This is a genomic window from Xenorhabdus anantnagensis, assembly GCF_028598555.1.
In the GTDB taxonomy this organism is placed as follows: domain Bacteria; phylum Pseudomonadota; class Gammaproteobacteria; order Enterobacterales; family Enterobacteriaceae; genus Xenorhabdus; species Xenorhabdus anantnagensis.
The window spans coordinates 88897-111665 of the sequence record NZ_JAQRFN010000010.1; the positions used below are offsets into that span (position 1 = coordinate 88897).

A 22769-nucleotide genomic window follows, 5' to 3' on the forward strand; every position below is an offset into this window, starting at 1 on the left:
TCCTGAAACCGTCTGATTAATGATGAGACCATTCGATGGCGCTGATATCCACGCCCTGTTTGAACATTTCCCATAATGGAGAAAGATCGCGCAGGTGACCAATCGCGTTGTGAATCAACTTGATTGTATAGTCTATTTCTTCTTCTGTGGTAAAACGCCCCAAAGAGAAACGAATAGAACTGTGTGCCAGTTCATCATTCATGCCCAGTGCACGCAGGACATAAGAAGGCTCCAGACTCGCTGAAGTACATGCTGAGCCGGAAGATACCGCCAAATCTTTCAATGACATCATCAATGATTCACCTTCAACATAGTTGAAGCTGACATTCAAAATGTGTGGCGCACCCAGTTCCAAATCACCATTCAGGTAAACTTCTTCAATATCTTTGATGCCGTGCCACAAACGCAGACGCAAACCACGCAGACGTTCTGCCTCTGATTCCAGCTCTTCTTTCGCAATACGGTAAGCTTCACCCATGCCAACAATCTGATGGACCGGCAATGTACCTGAACGCATGCCGCGCTCATGACCGCCACCATGCTGTTGTGCTTCGATACGCACACGTGGTTTACGGCGAACATACAGCGCCCCAATTCCCATCGGGCCATAAAGTTTATGAGCAGAAAAAGACATTAGATCAACTTTCAGCTTGCTGATGTCAATCGGTAATTTACCAACGCTTTGAGTTGCATCAACATGGAAAATAATGCCACGGCTACGGCACATTTCACCAATGGTCATGATGTCCTGAACAATACCGATTTCGTTGTTGACATGCATGATGGAAACCAGAATTGTATCTTCGCGCATGGTAGCTTCCAGCTCTTTCAGATCAATCATGCCATTGCTCATTGGTGCCAGATAAGTGATCTCAAAGCCTTCGCGCTCCAGCTGGCGACAAGTATCTAAAACTGCTTTGTGTTCAGTTTTGCTGGTGATGATGTGCTTGCCTTTCTTCTGATAAAATTTTGCAGCACCTTTAATTGCGAGGTTATCTGATTCTGTTGCACCTGAAGTAAACACGATTTCACGCGGGTCTGCTCCAATTAAATCAGCAATTTGATTACGCGCAATATCAACCGCTTCTTCAGCTTGCCAACCAAAACGATGTGAACGGGAAGCCGGATTACCGAAGATCCCGTCAATAGTTAAATAATTCATCATCTTTTCAGCAACACGTGGATCAACTGGTGTTGTTGCTGAATAGTCCAAATAAATGGGTAATTTCATTGCTCACATGCTCCGTAAGACACTTTTAATACTTTCATTGCCACATAAGTATTTGTATTTGCCGCAAGGTTACGCTCGCAGGTTAACGTTAATCATCTCTTGAGACCTACCGTTGGTACGGCGTTTATCGCTGTCTTGACGATCAGCAACATTTAATACTTCTTGGTTATTCACTAATTCTTCTAAACTGATGCTACTCAGAAAACTCGTGATGCGATCACTGAGGTCACGCCACAAGGCATGAGTCAAACACCGATCGCCACCTTGACAGCCTTCCCTGCCCTGACAACGAGTGGCATCAACGGATTCATCAACAGCTGAAATCACTTCGGCAACGAAAATTTTACCGGTATCTCTACCCAATAAATAACCGCCACCTGGACCACGGACGCTAGAAACCAGACCATTTTTACGCAGGCGGGAAAACAACTGCTCAAGATAGGAAAGGGATATTCCCTGACGTTCAGAAATGTCGGCTAATGGCACCGGCCCTTCTTGTGAATGCAACGCCACATCCAGCATGGCTGTTACTGCATAACGTCCTTTTGATGTCAGTCTCATAACAAAAACTCCGTGGTGAAATATGGGTAAAATTGTGGCATTCCTGACTATTTTAGTCAACTATTTAACCAAGTAATTTACTCAACTATTATTTGGCTGCCTTTTACTTTTCTCACCTACCTACTTTCGGCTTTCCAACGGCTTTCCGCTATATTTCCCAGTGATTTCTTTCTGTCATTTCCTACTATATTTTTTAATCACACCAATATTTTTTGATCACACCAGCATTTTTTGATCACACCGGTATTTTTTATACCGCATCAGTTTATTTTTTATCCCACTTTTCCATCGAGGTCAGTATACCACGCAGGATATTCAGTTCTTGGGTTTCTGGACGTGCGCGGGTATAAAGACGTCTTAACTTATTCATTATCTGACCCGGATGTGCTTTGCGGATAAAGCCAGATTCGTGCAATACTTGCTCAAGATGCTGATAAAAACGTTCCATATCTTCGACAGGCGGATATTCTACCCCGTGCTCTGGAGACGTTGCTTCTTCTGGCTGTTCTTGAGCCGCAAGGTGTGCCATGCGAATTTCATAGCTAACCAATTGAACAGCCATAGCCAAATTCAACGAACCGTATTCTGGGTTGGTTGGAATATAAAGGTGATAATTACACTTTTGCAGCTCTTCGTTAGTCAAGCCTACACGTTCACGACCAAAAACAACGGCAACCGGAGAGTGACTGGCAGTTTTGACACAACGCTCGCCACATTCACGTGGCTCAACCATTGGCCAAGAGAGAGTTCGGGAACGGGCACTGGTTCCAATGACCAACTCACACCCAGCCAATGCCTCATCCAACGTATTCACGATCGTTGCATTGCCGATAACATCACTTGCACCGGCTGAAAGTGCGATAGCGTGAGAATCAGGCTGGACAAGAGGATTCACCAGATATAGATTGGTCAATCCCATCGTTTTCATGGCCCTAGCGGTTGATCCCATGTTACCCGTATGGGAGGTTTCTACCAGAATAATGCGGATATTCTCTAACATGACGGCTTTTAAATTCAGTATAAGAGCCGAATATCTTAACACAGCATTAGTCATTTTGACGAACTACTGCTATAATGTGCGCCGATTTGTTTCTCGTTCTTTAAAATTCTGGTGGAAGATACCCCATGCATCCGATGTTAAACATCGCTATACGCGCTGCGCGTAAAGCCGGCAACTACATTGCCAAAAGCTACGAAACTCCTGATGCTATTGAAGCAAGCCAAAAGGGCAGTAACGATTTCGTCACCAATGTTGATCATGAAGCAGAAAAGCTGATCATTGACATCATCCGCAAATCTTACCCTAAGCATACAATTATCACCGAAGAAAGTGGTGAGCACTTAGGAGAAGAAGACGATTTCCAATGGGTTATCGATCCACTGGATGGCACCACCAACTTTATTAAACGTCTTCCCCATTTTTCTGTTTCGATTGCCGTGCGTATTAAAGGCCGCACTGAAGTGTCCGTTGTTTACGATCCAATGCGCAATGAACTGTTCAGCGCAACTCGTGGTCAAGGCGCTCAATTAAATGGCTACCGTCTGCGTGGTGCCAATGCCCGTGATCTGAATGGAACTATCCTTGCAACTGGTTTCCCATTTAAAGCCAAGCAGCACTCTATTCCTTATATGAATGTGCTGGGTAAATTATTTGAACGCTGTGCGGATTTTCGCCGCACTGGCTCTGCGGCACTGGATTTGGCGTATGTTGCTGCGGGACGCGTAGATGGCTTCTTCGAAATTGGCCTGAAACCGTGGGATTTCATGGGCGGTGAACTGCTGGTACGTGAATCAGGTTGCATCATCACAGATTTCGTTGGCGGCCATAACTACACCAACTCCGGCAATATCGTTGCGGGCAGTCCACGTATCGTTAAAGACATTCTGTCTGAAATGCGTGAAGAATTGACGGAAGCACTGAAACGTTAATTCGTTGATTATTAAATAAATATAATTTGGGCAATGTTATTTTCAGGGCACCTATTTGGTGCCCCTTTTCTTATCTTCTCTTCGCGTTTAATCAGTTTGCAAGTGCATGGGCTTCAACTTTTGGTCTCAGAAACAGGGCTGGCAACGCAACCAGCGCCATAACCCAAAATATGCCACTTCCTATATGTTCATACATGAAACCAGCAATTATACTCATGACGGCAATACCGCCTCCCATGGCTAAAGCAGAGTAAGTTGCCTGCAACCGGATAATTTCGTTTTCTTTTCTGGCACCAATAAAGCGCATCGCTGCCAAATGGCAAACAGTAAAAGTGCCGCAATGCAGGATTTGAATAATAATCAATACGGGTAATTCGGTCGATATTCCCATTAATCCCCAACGAATAACACCACAAACTCCTGATAACAGCAGCAAATTACGTGCACTCCAACGGCGGAATAGCTGTTTGCTGAAAGTAAAAATTACAACTTCCGCCACAACTCCCAACGACCAGAGATAACCAATGGTTGATGAGGAATAACCTGCCTGCTCCCAATAAATGGAGCCAAAACTGTAGTATCCCGCATGGGCAGCCTGCAATAAAGTTACGCATACTAAAAACTGCCACACTGATTTTTCGGACAAGAGTTCTTTAAAAGAAACAGTATTCGTATTTGCAGCCTTAATTTTACCTACCGGCATGACAGAAGGTTTCAACATCATTCCCAGTAGCATGGCTGTGATACTGAATAACAACAAAGCAAGAATAATACGATGTGTTCCAAATAATTCGCTGCCAATCCAGTCATTTAAACTGCCAAAAGATATATTCCAACCAAAATCCAAATTACTGACTGAGAAATTTATCCCATCGGCAGACATTAATATGCCTGTTAACGAGGAACTAATAATAAATGCAATTGATCCCCAAACTCTTACCTTGCCATAATCAAACGTAAATTGTTTTTGCCATGTTCCAGCCAAAGCATCTGATAAAGGGACTAGTGGTGAGAAAAATAAGTTAAAACCTATCATGACAAAGAAAAGCCATGCCCAGTGACTACCGAATACAAAGCCAGTGGCAAAAAGCAATGCCAACAATGCAAGGAAGCGCAGAGCATTAATTAATTTAGACGGATCTTTTATCGTAGGAGAGATCACTAGGCTACCGATAAAACGGGAAACTAATCCAACACCTAACAATATTCCTATCATTGAAGCTTCAATACCTTCACCTTTTAACCAGACAGACCAAAAAGGCAAAAATATTCCAAAAGAGAAAAAATAGGTGAAATAACCCAATCCTAGCCAAAATGTTGATGGAACAACCATCCAAATTCCCCCATTTTTTAATGCAAAAAAACCCGCTCAAAACTAACGTTATGAGTCGGGCTTAGTACTAAACTACATTTTATTTTAAATTATGCGTAAACCGGATATTTTGCGCAGATATTCAATACGTTTTGCTTAACACTTTCAATGATCGCTTCATCATTGATGTTATCCAGCACATCACACATCCAGCCTGCCAGTTCGCGAGTTTCAGCTTCCTTGAAACCACGACGGGTAATTGCAGGCGTTCCGATACGAATACCAGAAGTGACGAATGGGCTACGCGGATCGTTAGGCACACTGTTTTTGTTAACAGTGATATTGGCACGCCCCAACGCAGCATCAGCCTCTTTACCCGTAATGTCTTTATCCACCAGATCCAGCAAGAACAAATGGTTTTCGGTTTCCCCGGAAACAACTTTGTAACCACGTTGCAGGAATACTTCTACCATTTCTTTCGCGTTCTTGGCGACTTGATGTTGGTAAACCTTAAATTCAGGCTCCATCGCTTCTTTCAATGCAACTGCCTTACCAGCAATAACGTGCATCAATGGGCCGCCCTGAGAACCAGGAAAAACAGAAGAATTCAGTTTCTTGTAAAATTCTTCATCGCCACCTTTTGCCAAAATCAAGCCACCGCGCGGGCCAGCCAGAGTTTTGTGCGTTGTAGTTGTCACAACATGCGCATGAGGAACAGGGTTTGGATAAACACCAGCAGCTACCAGACCCGCCACGTGAGCCATGTCAACGAACAGGTAAGCACCAATTTCATCGGCAATTTCACGCATCTTCGCCCAATCAACAATACCGGAATAAGCAGAGAAGCCACCGATAATCATTTTAGGTTGATGTTTTTGTGCCTGAGCACGAATATCTTCGTAGTCGATTTTGCCAGCATCATCAATTCCATAAGGAACGATATTATAAAGTTTACCGGAGAAGTTAACTGGAGAGCCGTGAGTCAGGTGGCCGCCGTGCGCCAGATTCATCCCTAAAACAGTATCGCCGGGTTTTAGCAATGTCATATACACCGCAGCATTTGCCTGAGAACCAGAGTGCGGCTGGACATTAGCATAATCTGCACCAAACAGCTCTTTTGCGCGGTCAATCGCAAGTTGTTCAACTACATCGACATATTCACAGCCACCGTAGTAACGTTTACCCGGATAGCCTTCCGCATACTTGTTAGTGAGCTGAGATCCTTGAGCCTGCATAACTCTTGGGCTGGTGTAGTTTTCAGAAGCAATCAATTCAATGTGTTCTTCTTGACGACAAACTTCCTGTTCCATCGCTTGCCACAGTTCGGGATCGTAATTCGCAATATTCATTTCACGCTTTAACATTTGGTTCTCCTGACTCAGCTACATCTCTAAAAAATACCCCTGAGGGCCAGAATGTTACACAGTGTAAACTCTTTTTATCGAATGAGATAGTCTTGACAAAACAAATTACGCAAACGTTTGCATTGCGCATTAGTAGCCCATTGGAAGCTGAATACCCTAGTATTGAGCCAATGATTTCAGATTTATCAATGATATTTGTGATCTTGATCGAGATTTACATTGATATAAATTCTAATTTTTTGATTTAAATCAATATGATTATCTTTTCTCAGATTGATATATTCCCAAACCCAATAAGTTGCATTTAAAATACAACTTATAAACTACGGCATCATTTGAGAAATATTCAGGAGTTCCCCATGCTAGACAGTCAGGTCATCGCAACCATAAAATCCACCATCCCGTTAATTGTTTCTACAGGCCCTAAACTAACTGCGTATTTTTACGAGCGCATGTTCAAGTATCATCCTGAATTAAAAGATATTTTTAATATGAGCCACCAGATCAATGGTGATCAGCGTGAAGCTCTTTTCAATGCTCTTTGTGCATATGCTGCCAATATCGATAATCTGTCAGCGCTATTACCCGCCGTAGAAAAAATTGCCCATAAACATACCAGCCTCAACATTCAACCCAAGCATTATCAAATTGTAGGTACGCATCTTCTGGCAACACTTGATGAAATGTTTCATCCTGGTGACGAAGTTCTTGATGCTTGGGGAAAAGCCTACAACGTATTGGCTGGTGTATTTATCAATCGGGAAGAGGAAATTTATCAAAGTGGTGAGTCGTTGGAAGGCGGTTGGCGTGATGTACGTCAGTTCCGTGTTAGCCGGAAACAGCCACAGAGTGAAGTCATCACTAGCTTTGAGTTTGTCCCTGTTGATGGTGACAAAGTGATGGATTACAAACCAGGGCAATATTTGGGCGTCTATATAGAAGATTCAACATTTGAAAACCGCGAAATCCGTCAATATTCACTGACTGCCGCACCAAACGGAACCAGTTATCAAATTGCCATTAAACGTGAATCTCAGGGCAAGGTTTCAAATCACATGCATGATAATGTACAGGAAGGGGATATCGTAATGTTGGCAGCACCACGCGGTGATTTCTTCCTTGATGTGCAAACTGATACGCCAGTGACACTGATTTCTGCGGGTGTTGGTCTGACTCCAATGATGAGTATGCTTCAATATCTGCATCACCAACATCATACTGGCTCAGTAAATTGGTTCCACGCAACAGAACATGGCGGCTACCACGCTTTCGCCAATAAAGTCAATGAGATGTCTGAATCCATGCCTGATTTGTATTCACAAGTTTGGTATCGTGAACCAAGAGATACCGATCAGAAAGGCATTCATTATCAACACATCGGGCTTATGGATTTATCTCTTGTGAAAGACGCAATAATGGTGGAAGGGATGCAATTCTATTTCTGCGGACCCGTGGCTTTCATGCAACATATCGCCAAGCAATTGTTGGCAATGGGCATTGATGAACAACATATGCATTATGAATGTTTTGGCCCACATAAAGTAATTTAATACAGCTTGTTTAATACACAAAAATAAGTGATAACGGTTTCATTATCGGATATTCCACACTCCATCTCTCATTAGGATGTGGGCTAACCGACAATGTTTCCGTTATCACTGTTTTCAGATGATTTAGTTTCAGATGATTTAATGCAACTGATTCAGTTTCAATTGATGCAGTTTCAATTGATGCCATTTCAATTGATTAAATTAAATCGCTTCTTCGTCCTGCTCACCCGTTCGAATGCGTACAACACGGGCAACATCGAAAACAAAAATTTTGCCATCGCCAATTTTGCCTGTTTGTGCAATCTGCATAATTGTCTCGACGCAGGTATCAACAATATCATCCGGTACAACAATTTCTATTTTTACTTTAGGCAGAAAATCCACCATATATTCTGCACCACGATACAACTCAGTATGCCCTTTCTGACGACCAAACCCTTTTACTTCTGTCACGGTCATACCAGTGATACCTACTTCAGCCAGAGCTTCACGCACATCATCCAGCTTGAAAGGTTTGATAATTGCATCAATCTTTTTCATGAAGTTTTCCTGTTATTACCAGTTTTTACGCCCGAAACCAGAAGTAATCGGGTAGCGCCTGTCTTTACCAAAATCACGCTGTGTAATGCGTGGGCCAATAGGTGCCTGACGACGCTTATATTCATTGATATCAACCAGCCGGATCACCTTACGGACGATGGTTTCATCAAAACCTTCAGATACCAAATCAGTCACTGATTTGTCTTTTTCAACATACCCTTCAAGAATAGCATCCAGCATGTCATACGGAGGAAGGCTATCCTGATCCAGTTGATCCGGCGCCAACTCTGCTGATGGAGGACGATCAATCACACGCTGAGGAATAGCCGGAGATACTGTATTACGATATTTAGACAACGCAAATACCATCGTTTTAGGAACATCTTTCAAAGCATTAAAGCCACCAGCCATATCACCATATAGGGTTGAATACCCTACTGCCGATTCACTTTTGTTGCTGGTCGTCAATACCAAGCGGCGACGCTTATTAGACATCGCCATCAAAATCACTGCACGGCAACGTGCCTGCAAATTCTCTTCTGTCGTATCTTTTTCTGTTCCCGCAAACATCGGTTCAAGCTGTGTCATAAACGCATCAAACATAGGTTCGATGGAAACAACGTCAAACTCAACACCCAATAATTCTGCTTGTTCTCTGGCATCGTGAATACTCATTTCTGAGGTATAGCGGAATGGCATCATGACCGCCTGCACATGATCTTTCCCTAAAGCATCCACGGCAATCGCCAATGTTAGCCCTGAGTCAATCCCACCAGACAAACCAAGCAAAGCACCTTTAAAGCCGTTTTTCTGCACATAATCGCGCACAGAAAGCACCAAGGCCTTATAGATTTGCGCCAGTGGTGGCAATTGAGGGATAGGAGCCGCCATTGGCTCAATATTCATATCATTGAAACGGCATTGTTCAATATGTTCCTCAAACGCCGCCATACGATGGGTAATTTCACCATTTGCATCAAAGACTTTAGAACAACCATCAAAAATGAGCTGATCTTGTCCCCCTACCTGATTGAGATAGATGATTGGCAGTTGGGTGCGCTGACAGTGAGACTTAATTAATGTACTGCGGATATTCGGTTTTTCACGATTATAAGGAGAAGCGTTAATAGATAAGATGATTTCTGCGCCAGCCTGTTTCAGGGCATCAATCGGAGCGTCAAACCACAAATCTTCACAAATCAATAAACCGAGGTTATAACCCTTGAATGATATAACGCAGCTTTGATTCCCCGCTTTAAAATAACGCTCTTCATCAAAGACACCATAGTTTGGCAGTAACTGTTTGAAATAACGCGCCACAACTCCCCCTTTCCAAAACAGGGAAAGTGCGTTATAGAGTTTGCCATCCTGTTGCCACGGATGCCCTACCAAAATACCAACCTGAGAACTTGCTTCTTGCAAACGAACCAATTGTTCACGGCAGCGCTGATGTAAATCAGCGCGGAACAACAAATCCTCTGGAAAATAGCCAGACAGCGCCAGCTCAGAAAACATAACCAGATCAGCACCTTTTGCCTGCTGTTCCTGAACTGTCTGCAACATACGTTCGCTGTTGCCTTCAATGTCTCCTACCAGCCAATTTAACTGGGCAAGAGCGATATTAAGAGTACGACTCATAGAATGCGGCTCTCCTAGGCCATAAATCATCTATCTACTTTACTGAGCTTCAGCAGCAAAGCAATTCATCTCTATACCCTATATTTTTCAAGCTGAAATTTGAAACTTATAGGGGTGTATAATTTCTATTCAGTGTAAGAATTTCTGGGGTTGCAGAAAAATTATTCCTTAAAATCGTTCGCCTCCAACTCGTGTCGTGCCAACAACTTATAAAACTCTGTCCGGTTACGTCCTGCCATGCGAGCGGCGTGGGTCACATTACCTTTGGTTATTTGCAACAATTTGCGCAGGTAATTCAATTCAAATTGCCCACGGGCTTCCACAAATGTCGGCAAGGCCGTGTTTTCTCCTTCCAATGCCTGAGTAACCAAAGCATCACTAATGACTGGAGTCACCGTCAATGCTACACATTGTTCAATAACATTGACCAATTGACGAACATTGCCCGGCCAGCTTGCTGCCATCAGGCATTTCATGGCGTTAGTAGAAAAACTGCGAACAAAAGGCTTATGGCGTTTGGCTGATTCACGTAACAGGTGATTCGCCAATAGAGGAATATCTTCTGAACGTTCGTTCAAGGAAGGAATTTTCAAGTTAACAACGTTCAATCGATAATAGAGATCTTCTCGAAATTCATTACGCTGCATTGCTTTAGGCAGGTCACGATGAGTAGCAGAAATAATTCTGACATCAATGTCTATATTCCGGTTACTCCCCAAAGGACGAACCTTGCGTTCCTGCAACACTCTCAACAGCTTAACTTGCAACGCCATCGGCATATCACCGATCTCATCAAGGAACAATGTTCCTCCTTGCGCTGCTAAAAATAGCCCTTCCCGGCTACTGACTGCACCCGTAAATGCACCTTTGGCATGACCAAATAATTCAGATTCAAGCAATTGTTCAGGTAAAGCACCACAGTTAATTGCAATAAAAGGCTTCTTCGCCCGGGGGCTAGCACGATGAATAGCTTGGGCCAGCACCTCTTTACCGGTTCCACTTTGCCCATTAATCAGAATACTAACGTCAGATAGGGCCACCATCTTTGCCTGCTCCAATAGACGCAACATCAGAGGACTTCGAGTGACAATCTTCTCGCTCCATTGTCCATCTATAGCTGGTGTTGACAGTTCCAACGCATCATCAATCGCTTTATAAAGTGCATCACGATCAACGGGCTTAGTCAGAAAACTAAATACACCCTGCTGCGTTGCTGCCACAGCGTCAGGAATAGAACCATGTGCAGTCAGAATAATAACTGGCATACCGGGATGCTGTTTCTGAATTTCTGCAAACAATGCCATACCATCCATTTCATCCATGCGTAAGTCACTGATCACGATATCTACTTTTTCTTTTGTCAGTATGCGTAGCGCTTCATTTCCACTCTCTGCGGTCGTGACACGAAATCCTTCACTGGTCAAACGCATTCCCAATAGTTTTAGTAAGCTAGGATCATCATCAACTAAAAGAAGATGGGCGGGATTGCGCACTGTCATTATTATTCAGCTCCTTTTTCTTCTGAGGGATTGGCTTTCGCTTTAGCATCCATGTTTGCTGCCGATGGGTCTTTCGGTTTTGCTTGATTATTCAATGAAGCACCAATATTGGATGAAGTGCCAGTATTTGATGAAGCGCTTGTACTGGATATAATATCCGCGCCATTCACTTGCCCTACTCCACCTTGAGTGGCAACATTATTTTGTTCTTGTTTGCGGGAGGAAAGTTGGCGTTCAATATCTGTCAGATGTTCTAGTTTGCGGGATATTTCATTAAATTCACTTTCTAAACGTACCCGCGCTTCTTTCAATCGGTCAATTTTATTCTCGCTGTCAAGCTGAAAGCGCTGGAATTTAGCCTTTTCTTCGGCAAGATTAATTTTCAGGTATTGCTGCTCACGCCACAATTGGAGTAATGGTCGCAAAGCAACAGGAAATTGAGCGCTATACTGATTAAAGTTTTCCACAATTCTCTTGCGTTCAGGCAATCCAGAAGTCGCCCTGCCCATCAAAATGCTTTGTTTAAACACTTGATGCCAATCAGTCGGAGTAACTGGGGTTAAACGTCCCTCCATCTCACGAGCTTCTGCCGCAGACAATCGATCCGTGCAATCTATAAATCTCAGCCAATAAAGCCCGTTTCCCATCGCCGATGGTTTCGTTATATCCCAGATTAAATGACAATCCTTAAGACGATAATCCGTGACACTTTGTTCAGGCCGGATAGACTGCGTAATCGTCGCTAAATTGCCTGAGCCACTAGTTCCAACACAGCCGGCCAGTAAACAGGGAACAAACAATAGCAACATAGCACGAAAACGTAGGGTCGAAACATATGCCAGAATAGGCTGCATCTCCGTCATAAAGCGGTAAGTAAACCTGTTATACATAATTATTTAGTCATTCTCCGCAGTTAATGGCAGTTCAACCCGAAAACATACGTCAGCAAACTCGGATTCTATCAAGTGGAGTCCTCCCTGCATCTGTTTAATACAATCTTGCGCGATGCTTAAGCCAAGACCACTTCCTTTAACTGCACCTTTTCGTTGCAGCTTTCCTTGGTAAAATGGCTCAAAAATCATGCTTTTTTCTAATTCAGGGATAGGTGTTCCTGTATTGGCAATGTCAATCTGAAGATTTTTACCCACTTGCCGACTAAAAATCCAAATGTTACCGGATTCAGCTCCATAGTGCACTGCATTGGAATAGAGATTATCAATCACCCGTGTCAATAAATTAGGCTCGACCCAACAATAATCCATATCCATTTGAATTTCTGTGTGAATATTTTTAATCCGCGCAGGTAATTGGTGTGACAATACGACACCATCCACAATTTCTTTTAAAGAGACAACCTGATGCTCAGCAGGACCATCCGCTAATTTACGATTATATTCAAGTAATTGTTCAATGAGCCGTTGTAAATGCTTACTACTACTATTCAAGATACTGACAACTTCTTTTTGATCCACCGTCAAAGGCCCTGCAATTTCATCAGCCAATAACTCCGCCCCTTCACGCATACTTGCCAGAGGTGTTTTCAGTTCATGAGAGATATGACGCAAAAACTCATGACGCTGAGACTCAAGCCAGGATAAACGCTCACTCAGCCAAATAATGCGCTGAGCCAATGATCTCAATTCCCGAGGCCCTTTAAAGGAGTCAATCTGATTTTCCAATGACTGCCCTTCTCCCAGCCGATTGATCATCCGCTCAATACCTTTTACTGGCCCAATGATCATACGCGTAAACAAAGCTATCAAGAAAGCGCTTAACAAGAATAAGATAAGGCTTTGCCAACCAAAAAATCGCCCTTTATCAGCGATACTTTTTTGCAGTTGTTCACCACGACTGAAAATAATTTTACGGGTTTCCTGCACCATTAAATTATTAGTCTCGGAGAATTCTACAAGTAATTTAAATGAAGTGGGTTCTGGCGAGCCATTCTTACAAGAAATATTGACCAGTCCCGATAATAGCTTATCAAATTTCTTCGTGTACTCCGCATTAGCCAACACTGCCATCTGGTTGCCTAGCATATTCATGTATTGTCGGTATTGGCGTTGATAAAGCTTTTTCAGCCGATCATCCCCTAATACGCAGTATTGACGATAACTACGCTCCATCTCAAGGGCTATTCCAACCATCGCTTCGCTACGGTGGGCATCTGACAAAGTTGAGCTATTAATTTTAGCTGCTTTGGTGCTGAGTTGATCAAGACTTTGATAAGCCTGATAAGCCAGAACTAACAGTGGCAATAACACTAACCAGAAAGCCATTACAACTAATTGGCGCAATGAACGTGGAAATAAACGCCATTTTTTCAAAGAAATCATCTTATAACCTGTTTACATTGAAGCTAACCGACATCAGCCGGAGGATAAAGCCTGCCAGATGATAAATGCTATATACCCTTCGTCTTTCAAGTTGCCTCTTTGTTGGCAGCGCTCACTCACCCCAGTCACCGTTGTTATGAACATAGAGTGATCTATGCTCCCGGGGATTCGCTCCCTGACCGCCGCGACACAGCTTGAAATCCATTAGGTATAGTCACTTTATTCTCTTATTTGAAAATGGTCGAAAATAAAAATAATAGTTGAAAGCAGTGGATAATTGAAAGCAGTAGATAACTGAAAGTTATGCGGATGCATACATAAAACACGACGGACAGGAATAACCTGTAATAATGACGGCGGGATAGTAACGTTTTTACTATCCCGCCAATGAGGATCCTTCATGCTGCCCAATGAGCATGTAGGTGGTGCCTCACTCCACGTGTCGCCCTGTGTTTGATAAAGCCCGAAGGCGAGTATCATGAAGTTGGACGGTAGGCACCTTACTTCGGCGTCATTCTGGGCTTATGTGGCATGTTTCCACCTGATTGTGGGCCTACATAAAAAGTTGAATGAGCAACTGCCTATTATTATGCACATTACGTGCCAACTTGCAAATAAATTCTTTAACCAGTTGATTTAATGTAAAATTAATAAAAAAATCAAATTCATTTAATTTTTTTATTAATATTTCCTAATGGTTGATAAGGATTAGTGTCGCCTATTTATGACAACTAACCACAGAAAAATATTTTAATAATAATATCAATTAAATAAATGTCTCTTATTTGAGACATTATAAAATAGTGTTGTCGCAATATAGAGACACTGCCATAAGATTCATTAGTAACATCAAATTAACAAGTATTCTCAAATAGGGTCACCGCAGAAAACGGAATTTAAAGCGCTATAGGGGCTTCCCCAAATAGTCAACATCGGTTTGTTTTTTTCTGGGCGGTTCATCATTGAAGTCAATGCGCTTGTGCCAAAGCTGGAATTAGTGTGACAAAAATTTCGGCGGTTCCGGATTAGAACCCCTGTAACGAAATCACCTTATCTACTGACGCAATCGTTGTTTCCCTGTATGCAATAATTACACGGGTTATATTCAACGCTTTTATCGCTTGATTAACGTAATTTTCACTTTCTTTATCTAATGCACTAGTGGCTTCATCCATAATGGCCCCGACAATACTGGTCGTAAACGTGTTTTGTAGTGTCTCTAATGAATTAAGACGGGATTGAATATCTCCGAGCTTACATCTTTCAAAATAATCCAACGGTATTTTTAACAGATATTTGAATAGGCTTGATTGCCATTGTATGTTGATAAATGTTGCTGGGCAAAAAACATCAATCTTTTCCATCTGAAAGGAATATTTTACACCAATCAGTGATTGATATCATGACCTAAATGTTTGGTAAATAAAAATATGATATGACTTGAGCGACAAATAATTTTTATATATAAATTTAAATAACAAAGGCCAGTAATTCAAATGAGTGCATTGTAAATGAGTAAGTTATTTACCCTGGATTTATTGAAAAAAGGAATGTGGTATATTCAGCTATTATTAAAGCTCATGAACGTGAGCAGGTGAGAGGGGTTAAAACCTCCCTTGTTATTTATTTGAATTCAAGTATATGGTTAGGGTGTAATTATGATCCACCTCCATATTAAAATGATTGAGAATTAAAGTAAGGGGTTTTATGACATTTTTCTCTTTCGCATCTGATCCTGTTTTCTTATCGGTTTTGTTATATGTAGTATATATACATAAGCATGTAAAAAAAGATGGTTTTAAAAAACAAATCATAAGTTTGCTGTCAGTATCTTTGTTTGTTTGTTTAGCTTGCCCGTTAATTAATATTTTTATTTTTTCTAATTATCAAGTGTTTGATGGAATTATAATCTTCTTTATTATGTCAATTATTATATCGATAATTATAAATTTTTTCGTTCTTTTTGTTTATAGGAGAAGTAATTATGAAAGATTTATCCCAAAATGAGTTAAGTTTTATTTCTGGCGCTGGAGATGCAGTTGATGAAGCCAACAAGAAGTTAATGAAAGACCTTAGTGAAAGTATTGCGTTGGGAGCTGGAGTGGGTGCCATAACAGGAGGGGGGCCTGGAGCTATTGTGGGAGGTACAGGTGCGGCAGTTAAGACCATAATTAAGGAATCTATAAATCATTTTCCTGTCAATGTTCCAATTCCTAATCTACCAATGTCTCCTTCTTGGACTCGACCGCCGCAAAAAATTAAATCTTATTAAAGCTAAGATGGAGTATACAACAGAGCACATATCCCTTTGCTGAATTACTCCCAGAAAGCTAGGTAGTTTTATAAGGTTTATAATAAAAATAAAGGCCCTGATGAATTATCAGGGCCTTTATCAATAAAAATTAAATAAAGTAAAATTTAAATAGTTAGAGGATTCAGCCTAATTGTTTGCGTGCATTACGGAAAATACGCATCCATGGGCTATCTTCTCCCCATTCTTTAGGATGCCAAGAGTTGCTGACAGTACGGAATACCCTTTCAGGATGAGGCATCATCACCGTGACTCTCCCGTCAAGGCTGGTTACAGAGGTAATTCCGTTCACAGAACCATTTGGGTTTACTGGATAGTTTTCCGTCACTGAACCGTAATTATCCACAAACCGCAATGCCACTTGCTGATGTTTTTCAAGTTCCATCAAACTCAGGCTATTTCTAAATTCCACCTGCCCTTCGCCATGAGCCACTGCTATCGGCAAGCGAGAACCCACCATATCTTTCAAGAATAGTGAAGGGCTGTTAGCGATTTCAACCAAACTAAAGCGGGCTTCATAACGCTCTGAACGGTTACGGACAAAACGCGGCCAGTGTTCTGTCCCCGGAATCAAGTCATGCAGATTAGATATCATCTGACAACCGTTACACACGCCGAGGGTCAAAGTATCCGACCTCGCAAAGAAACCGGCAAAATCATCACGTACCCGTGAATTAAACAGAATGGATTTCGCCCAACCTTCACCCGCACCAAGCACATCCCCATATGAGAAGCCACCACAAGCAACCAATGTTTGGAATTGATCTAATGTGATACGCCCATCCAATAAGTCACTCATGTGGACGTCCACAGCCTCAAAGCCAGCTCGATGGAATGCAGCCGCCATCTCAACGTGAGAGTTAACCCCCTGTTCACGCAGTACAGCAACTCGCGGTCGCGCCTGTTTCGAAATATAACAAGCAGCAATATCTTCTGCGGGATCGAAAGATAATTTCACATTCAGGCCGGGATCATTCACATCCTGTTTTGCTTGATGTTCTTGATCCGCACATTCTGGGTTATCACGCAGACGCTGCATTTGCCACGTTGTTTCTGCCCACCACAAGCGCAATGTGCTGCGATTCTGACGATAAACTTCCATATTGTCGCTGGATATAACGAAATCATCGCCTGCCTGAGCTTTCCCCAGATAATGTACGCATCCACTCAGACCACACTCTGCCAACAGATTTTCAACTTGCTCTCTGTCAGTCTCACGAATTTGAATCACTGCACCCAATTCTTCATTAAACAACGCAGCCAAAATATCTTCATCAAATGCACTGATATCGATATGCAATCCGCAGTGGCCTGCAAAAGCCATTTCAGCCAATGTCACCAGCAACCCACCGTCCGAACGGTCATGATAAGCCAGCAATTTTTGTTCCGAAATCAAATGCTGGATCGCATTAAAGAAACCAGCCAATTGCTCGACGCTACGAACATCGGCAGTTTTATCTCCAAGTTGACGATAAACTTGCGCCAATGCAGTCCCACCCAGCGCGTTTTGTCCTTTCCCCAGATCGATCAGCAGCAACGCATTATCATCTTCAATAGACAATTCTGGTGTCACTGTGCGACGCACGTCTTCTACCCGAGCAAACGCACTGATCACCAATGAAAGTGGTGAAGTCATTTCACGTACTTCCCCGTTTTGGCTCCAGCGTGTTTTCATTGACATCGAGTCCTTGCCAACCGGAATGGTCAATCCCAACGCCGGACATAACTCTTCACCCACTGCCTTCACTGCGGCATATAAGCCCGCATCTTCACCGGCATGGCCTGATGCCGACATCCAGTTCGCTGACAATTTCACTCGTTTCAGATCCTGAATATAGGCTGAAGCGATATTGGTCAGTGCTTCACCCACCGCCATACGTGCCGATGCTGCAAAATTCAGCAATGCAATGGGTGCACGTTCGCCTATTGACATGGCTTCGCCATAATAGCTGTCTAAACTGGCGGTCGTAACAGCACAATCTGCTACTGGGATTTGCCAAGGGCCAACCATTTGATCACGGGCAACCATGCCTGTTATGGAACGATCGCCAATCGTAATCAGGAATGTTTTTTCAGCAACAGCAGGTAAATGCAAGACGCGTTTTACTGCTTCTGCGAGATCAATGTCCCTGCGATCCAAATTTTGCCCCTGTGCTTGCAAAACCTGCGCATTTTTCAGCATCTTCGGCGTCTTACCGAGCAACACATCCAACGGCATATTGATTGGCTGATTATCAAAATGGTTGTCATTCAGCAGTAAGTGCCGTTCTTCCGTTGCCTCCCCAATAACAGCATAAGGAGCACGTTCACGACGGCATATGTCTTCAAATAGAGACAACTGTTCTGGTGCTACAGCCAAGACATAACGCTCCTGGGATTCATTGCACCATAATTGCAATGGGCTCATTCCCGGTTCATCATTAAGAATATTGCGTAACTCAAAGCGCCCACCCCGGCCGCCATCACTGACTAACTCAGGCATGGCATTTGACAAACCGCCAGCCCCTACGTCATGGATAAACAAAATTGGATTTTTATCACCCAATTGCCAGCAACTATCAATAACTTCCTGACAACGCCGCTCCATCTCCGCATTATCACGCTGTACAGAGGCAAAATCCAAGTCCGCATCCGATTGACCGGACGTCATTGAAGATGCCGCACCTCCGCCCAAACCGATATTCATGCTTGGCCCGCCCAACACAATTAATTGTGCACCGACCGAGATATCACCTTTCTGGACATGCTCTTCACGGATGTTTCCGATTCCCCCTGCCAGCATGATGGGTTTGTGATAACCACGCAATTCTGTACCGTTATGGGAATAGACTTCTTCTTCATAAGTTCTGAAATACCCAAGCAATGCCGGACGCCCAAATTCATTATTGAACGCAGCACCTCCCAGTGGGCCTTCCAGCATGATATCCAATGCACTGACAATCCGATCAGGTTTACCGAAGTCTTCTTCCCATGGCTGTTCAAATCCAGGAATTCTCAAGTTTGAGACCGAAAAACCAACTAATCCGGCTTTGGGTTTGGCTCCTCGCCCAGTTGCGCCCTCATCACGAATTTCACCACCTGAACCCGTCGCTGCGCCGGGCCAAGGCGAAATCGCTGTTGGATGGTTATGGGTTTCCACTTTCATCAAGATATGGGCTGGCTCTTGGTGGTAATCATAAATTCCAGTGGCAGAATCAGGAAAAAAGCGGCCAACATGAGAACCTTCCATAACAGCCGCGTTATCTTTATAAGCAGAAAGCACATAATCCGGCGTCTGTTCAAATGTATTTTTGATCATTTTGAACAAAGACTTGGTTTGAGTCTTGCCATCAATAATCCAATCTGCATTGAAAATTTTGTGGCGACAATGTTCAGAATTTGCCTGAGCAAACATATAGAGTTCAACATCCGTTGGATTACGTCCCAACGTCTGAAAAGCGCTCATCAGATAGTCCATTTCATCCGCAGCCAGAGCCAATCCCAGTTCAATATTTGCCGCTTCCAGTGCTGCCCGCCCTGATTGCAGGATATCAATCTGTTTCAACGGCGCAGGTTGCTGGTGAGAAAATAGGGCTTCAGCCTGTTCAAGCTGAGTGAACACACTTTCCATCATGCGATCATGCAATAATGCCGACAACGTTTGCCATTGCCCAGCATCCATTCCGGTACTCAGAATATAATAGGCAATTCCCCGTTCTAAACGGACAATCTGGCTCAGACCACAATTGTGAACAATTTCTGTCGCTTTCGATGACCAAGGAGATATCGTGCCCGGACGAGGCGTAACTAATATTAGTTGTCCTTTAGGCTCAAGTTCGGCCAGAGAGGGACCATATTTTAATAATTTATTTAATTTCTCTTGTTCATCTTCTGTAATTGGGGCGTTAACCTCTGCAAAATGCACATATTCTGCATAAATTTCGGTAACAGGGAGATGGTTATCTTGACACTGGGAAAGGAGCTTAGTGATACGAAATGCTGATAAAGCAGGTGAGCCACGCAGAATTTCCATAATAATAGGTTCTCTCATCTTAGAAGCAAAGCCTGACTGACGCCTCAGGGGAAACTGCAAGCATTATAGAGGAATGTTTCTTTCGACGAAACCGTTTGCGTGGTTATTTATCAAGCCAACAATACACTCATTGAAGTGCCAAAACTGATTTAATAAGGTTGCACATCCGCATTTTGTTACGCAAAATTCTCGATTACTGGAAATTTAACCATGATATCATCTTGCATTTCACGCGGGGCTCAATCGTTCTGGAAAGAGATAACTATTTGAATAAAGTAAAGATAAATTATTTTGTTATCGTGATTATCGCGCTCCTCTCAGCGGCTATTATTGGTCTCAATATCAATTGGTCCAATAAACAGCAGGAGCAAATAAACAAAATTCTGGCACGAGGAGAGTTACGAGTGAGCACTATTAGCTCCCCTCTAATCTCTCTTAACAGTAAAAATGAACTAACGGGGTTCGACTATGAACTAGCCAAGCAGTTTGCTGATTATCTGGGAGTTAAACTTGTCATCAAGTTTCGTTCTAATATTAACCAGCTTTTTGAAGACTTAGAAAACGATAAAGCCGATTTTTTAGCTGCTGGACTTATCTATGATAAAGACAGGCTGGATCAAACACGCACTGGCCCTACTTACACTACGGTCGGACAACTACTGGTTTATCGTAAGGGGGCAACACGCCCACGCTCGTTTAGCGACTTAAAAGGCAAATTAATCGTCACGGCAGGTTCTACCCACGTCAGCGAACTGAAAAAGTGGAAAGAAAAGTCTTATCCTGAGTTAACCTGGGAAGAAACGTCACACGAAAATACACAACAATTGCTTGAACAACTCTCTGAAGGGAAAATCGACTATACAATTAGCGATTCCATCAGTTTAGCCTTGCAACAGCGCATTTACCCCAATCTGGCCATTGCTTTTGATGTCAGTGTAGAGCGTCCCCTGACTTGGTATTTAAAACGCAATGGCGATTATAGCCTCCACTCCGCTATGCTTGATTTTTTCAATGACTTGGCTAAAAAAAACACCATCGCGCAGTTACAAGAAAAGTATTTCAACCATGTTGGTTCATTCAATTATTTAGATACCATTTCATTGATTCGCGCCATCAATAAACGTTTGCCAATATATCAGCCAATTTTTCAAAAATACGCAGGTGCGCTTGATTGGCATTTAGTCGCGGCCATCGCGTGGCAAGAATCGCATTGGGACCCATTGGCGACTTCACCCACTGGCGTTCGTGGTCTGATGATGCTTACTCGTCCGACAGCAAAATGGGTAGGGGTCAACGATCGGCTCGATCCAGAAGAGAGCGTAAGGGGAGGAGTCGCTTATCTGAACCATCTGATAGAGCGTATGCCAAAAACCATTCCTGAGGATGAGCGTATCTGGTTTGCCCTCGCAGCTTACAACATAGGATATGGGCACGTCCTTGATGCTCGTAAATTAACTGTTGAACAAAAAGGTAATCCAAATAGCTGGGTCGATGTTAAAACTCGTCTTTTGCTGCTCAGCAATAAAAAATACTACCCCAAGACTGCAAATGGTTATGCTCGTGGTCATGAAGCTTATCTATATGTTGAAAATATTAAACGTCATCATGCGAGTCTGGAAGGATACCTTAGTGCAAAAGCCAGACGCGAGAAAACAGAGGAAAATGACAAAGTGGAGGATGCCAAATTGAAAAGCACTCACGCTGAATCTCACGAAAAAGCGCCGGAGAATAAAACACCGGCGTAATCTGAAAAACCTAAGCCATAGCTGATCTTATAACCGCGATTGAATTAAACTGTAACTGTCAATTAATTATGACATTCCCTGTTGTTGGGATTTCAATTTTCTCAATGCCTTATGTTGCTCCCTACGTTGTTTAAAAAAAGAACTCAACATAGCGGAGCACTCTTCCGCCAGAACACCAGCGGTAATTTCAATTTGGTGATTCATGCCCGGATGACGCAATATATCAATCAATGATCCCGCAGCTCCCGTTTTCATATCGCTGGCACCATAAACCAGCCGCTGTATTCGGCTGTGTACCATCGCTCCTGCGCACATGACACAAGGTTCCAAAGTGACATACAGTGTCGTATTCAGCAGACGATAATTCTGCGATTGAATTCCGCCTCTCCGTAATGCGATGATTTCTGCATGGGCGGTAGGATCATGGTCTGTGATTGGATGATTAAAACCTTCAGCAATAACCTTATTATCAGCGACTAATACAGCACCAACAGGGATCTCGCCTTTTGCTTGTGCTTGCATTGCCAAATCCATTGCCCGACGCATCCAATATTCATCACTATAATTTTCAGTCACTGTCTCTATTTTTGTCACTGCACATTCTCTTACTTATGAAAATTCCGCTTATTATACTCAATCGGTTTCGAGTTGCAGCGCACCAACAAAGCCATAACTTGAAAGGCGAAAGGTATAACGGGGTCATACTCATATTGCTCGCTCAGCTCAATTTGCTGGTTCAGC

Annotated in this window: 17 protein-coding genes; 4 read left to right on the forward strand and 13 right to left on the reverse strand. The window is 42.9% G+C overall.

Annotated elements, in window-relative coordinates:
* Positions 1-16: 16 nt before the first annotated feature.
* From PSI14_RS09870 to trmJ, 3 genes are all read right to left on the reverse strand, one after another.
* Entirely contained in the window at positions 17-1231 is a 1215-nt protein-coding gene (locus PSI14_RS09870; protein ID WP_273575735.1) for an IscS subfamily cysteine desulfurase, read from the reverse strand.
* A 69-nt stretch (positions 1232-1300) separates the two neighbouring features.
* Positions 1301-1792, reverse strand: coding sequence for a Fe-S cluster assembly transcriptional regulator IscR (iscR, locus tag PSI14_RS09875; protein ID WP_273555056.1), 492 nt, complete (start codon positions 1790-1792; stop codon positions 1301-1303).
* A 265-nt stretch (positions 1793-2057) separates the two neighbouring features.
* A complete protein-coding gene (gene trmJ, locus PSI14_RS09880; protein ID WP_273575736.1) occupies positions 2058-2792 on the reverse strand; it encodes a tRNA (cytosine(32)/uridine(32)-2'-O)-methyltransferase TrmJ in 735 nt (244 codons plus the stop codon).
* A gap of 125 nt (positions 2793-2917) precedes the next feature.
* On the opposite strand from trmJ, the gene suhB reads away from it, so the two are divergent.
* Positions 2918-3721, forward strand: coding sequence for an inositol-1-monophosphatase (suhB, locus tag PSI14_RS09885; RefSeq protein WP_273575737.1), 804 nt, complete (start codon positions 2918-2920; stop codon positions 3719-3721).
* A 91-nt stretch (positions 3722-3812) separates the two neighbouring features.
* On the opposite strand, the gene PSI14_RS09890 is transcribed toward suhB, so the two are convergent.
* Positions 3813-5054: a 3-phenylpropionate MFS transporter gene (locus PSI14_RS09890; RefSeq protein ID WP_273575738.1), complete on the reverse strand. Its 1242-nt coding sequence runs from the start codon at positions 5052-5054 to the stop codon at positions 3813-3815.
* Positions 5055-5143: 89 nt separating this feature from the next.
* On the reverse strand, positions 5144-6397 hold the full coding sequence (gene glyA / locus PSI14_RS09895) for a serine hydroxymethyltransferase (protein ID WP_273575739.1): 1254 nt from the start codon (positions 6395-6397) through the stop codon (positions 5144-5146).
* Positions 6398-6741: 344 nt separating this feature from the next.
* Here glyA and hmpA point away from each other — a divergent pair, with 344 nt between their 5' ends.
* On the forward strand, positions 6742-7947 hold the full coding sequence (gene hmpA / locus PSI14_RS09900; RefSeq protein ID WP_273575795.1) for an NO-inducible flavohemoprotein: 1206 nt from the start codon (positions 6742-6744) through the stop codon (positions 7945-7947).
* Positions 7948-8148: 201 nt separating this feature from the next.
* Here the strand turns inward: hmpA and glnB are convergent, their stop codons facing one another.
* The 6 genes from glnB to PSI14_RS09930 form a co-directional block, all read right to left on the reverse strand.
* Positions 8149-8487: a nitrogen regulatory protein P-II gene (glnB, locus tag PSI14_RS09905; protein ID WP_045958055.1), complete on the reverse strand. Its 339-nt coding sequence runs from the start codon at positions 8485-8487 to the stop codon at positions 8149-8151.
* Positions 8488-8502: 15 nt separating this feature from the next.
* The gene (locus PSI14_RS09910) at positions 8503-10125 is read right to left on the reverse strand and encodes an NAD+ synthase (protein ID WP_273575740.1); all 1623 of its coding nucleotides are present in this window, start codon (positions 10123-10125) and stop codon (positions 8503-8505) included.
* A gap of 161 nt (positions 10126-10286) precedes the next feature.
* The gene (glrR, locus tag PSI14_RS09915; RefSeq protein ID WP_273575741.1) at positions 10287-11624 is read right to left on the reverse strand and encodes a two-component system response regulator GlrR; all 1338 of its coding nucleotides are present in this window, start codon (positions 11622-11624) and stop codon (positions 10287-10289) included.
* A gap of 2 nt (positions 11625-11626) precedes the next feature.
* Complete coding sequence (gene qseG, locus PSI14_RS09920) at positions 11627-12514, reverse strand: two-component system QseEF-associated lipoprotein QseG (protein WP_273575742.1); 888 nt, start codon at positions 12512-12514, stop codon at positions 11627-11629.
* A 6-nt stretch (positions 12515-12520) separates the two neighbouring features.
* The gene (locus PSI14_RS09925; RefSeq protein WP_273575743.1) at positions 12521-13960 is read right to left on the reverse strand and encodes a sensor histidine kinase; all 1440 of its coding nucleotides are present in this window, start codon (positions 13958-13960) and stop codon (positions 12521-12523) included.
* Positions 13961-14985: 1025 nt separating this feature from the next.
* The gene (locus PSI14_RS09930; protein ID WP_273575799.1) at positions 14986-15324 is read right to left on the reverse strand and encodes a hypothetical protein; all 339 of its coding nucleotides are present in this window, start codon (positions 15322-15324) and stop codon (positions 14986-14988) included.
* A gap of 620 nt (positions 15325-15944) precedes the next feature.
* Between PSI14_RS09930 and PSI14_RS09935 the strand changes: the two genes are divergently transcribed.
* Positions 15945-16232, forward strand: a complete 288-nt coding sequence (locus tag PSI14_RS09935) for an E492 group microcin (protein WP_273575744.1) — start codon at positions 15945-15947, stop codon at positions 16230-16232.
* 163 nt (positions 16233-16395) lie between these two features.
* On the opposite strand, the gene purL is transcribed toward PSI14_RS09935, so the two are convergent.
* Positions 16396-20283, reverse strand: a complete 3888-nt coding sequence (purL, locus tag PSI14_RS09940) for a phosphoribosylformylglycinamidine synthase (protein WP_273575745.1) — start codon at positions 20281-20283, stop codon at positions 16396-16398.
* Positions 20284-20549: 266 nt separating this feature from the next.
* Here purL and mltF point away from each other — a divergent pair, with 266 nt between their 5' ends.
* Positions 20550-22028: a membrane-bound lytic murein transglycosylase MltF gene (mltF, locus tag PSI14_RS09945; protein WP_273575746.1), complete on the forward strand. Its 1479-nt coding sequence runs from the start codon at positions 20550-20552 to the stop codon at positions 22026-22028.
* 66 nt (positions 22029-22094) lie between these two features.
* Here the strand turns inward: mltF and tadA are convergent, their stop codons facing one another.
* A complete protein-coding gene (gene tadA / locus PSI14_RS09950; RefSeq protein ID WP_273575747.1) occupies positions 22095-22622 on the reverse strand; it encodes a tRNA adenosine(34) deaminase TadA in 528 nt (175 codons plus the stop codon).
* Positions 22623-22769 lie beyond the last annotated feature (147 nt).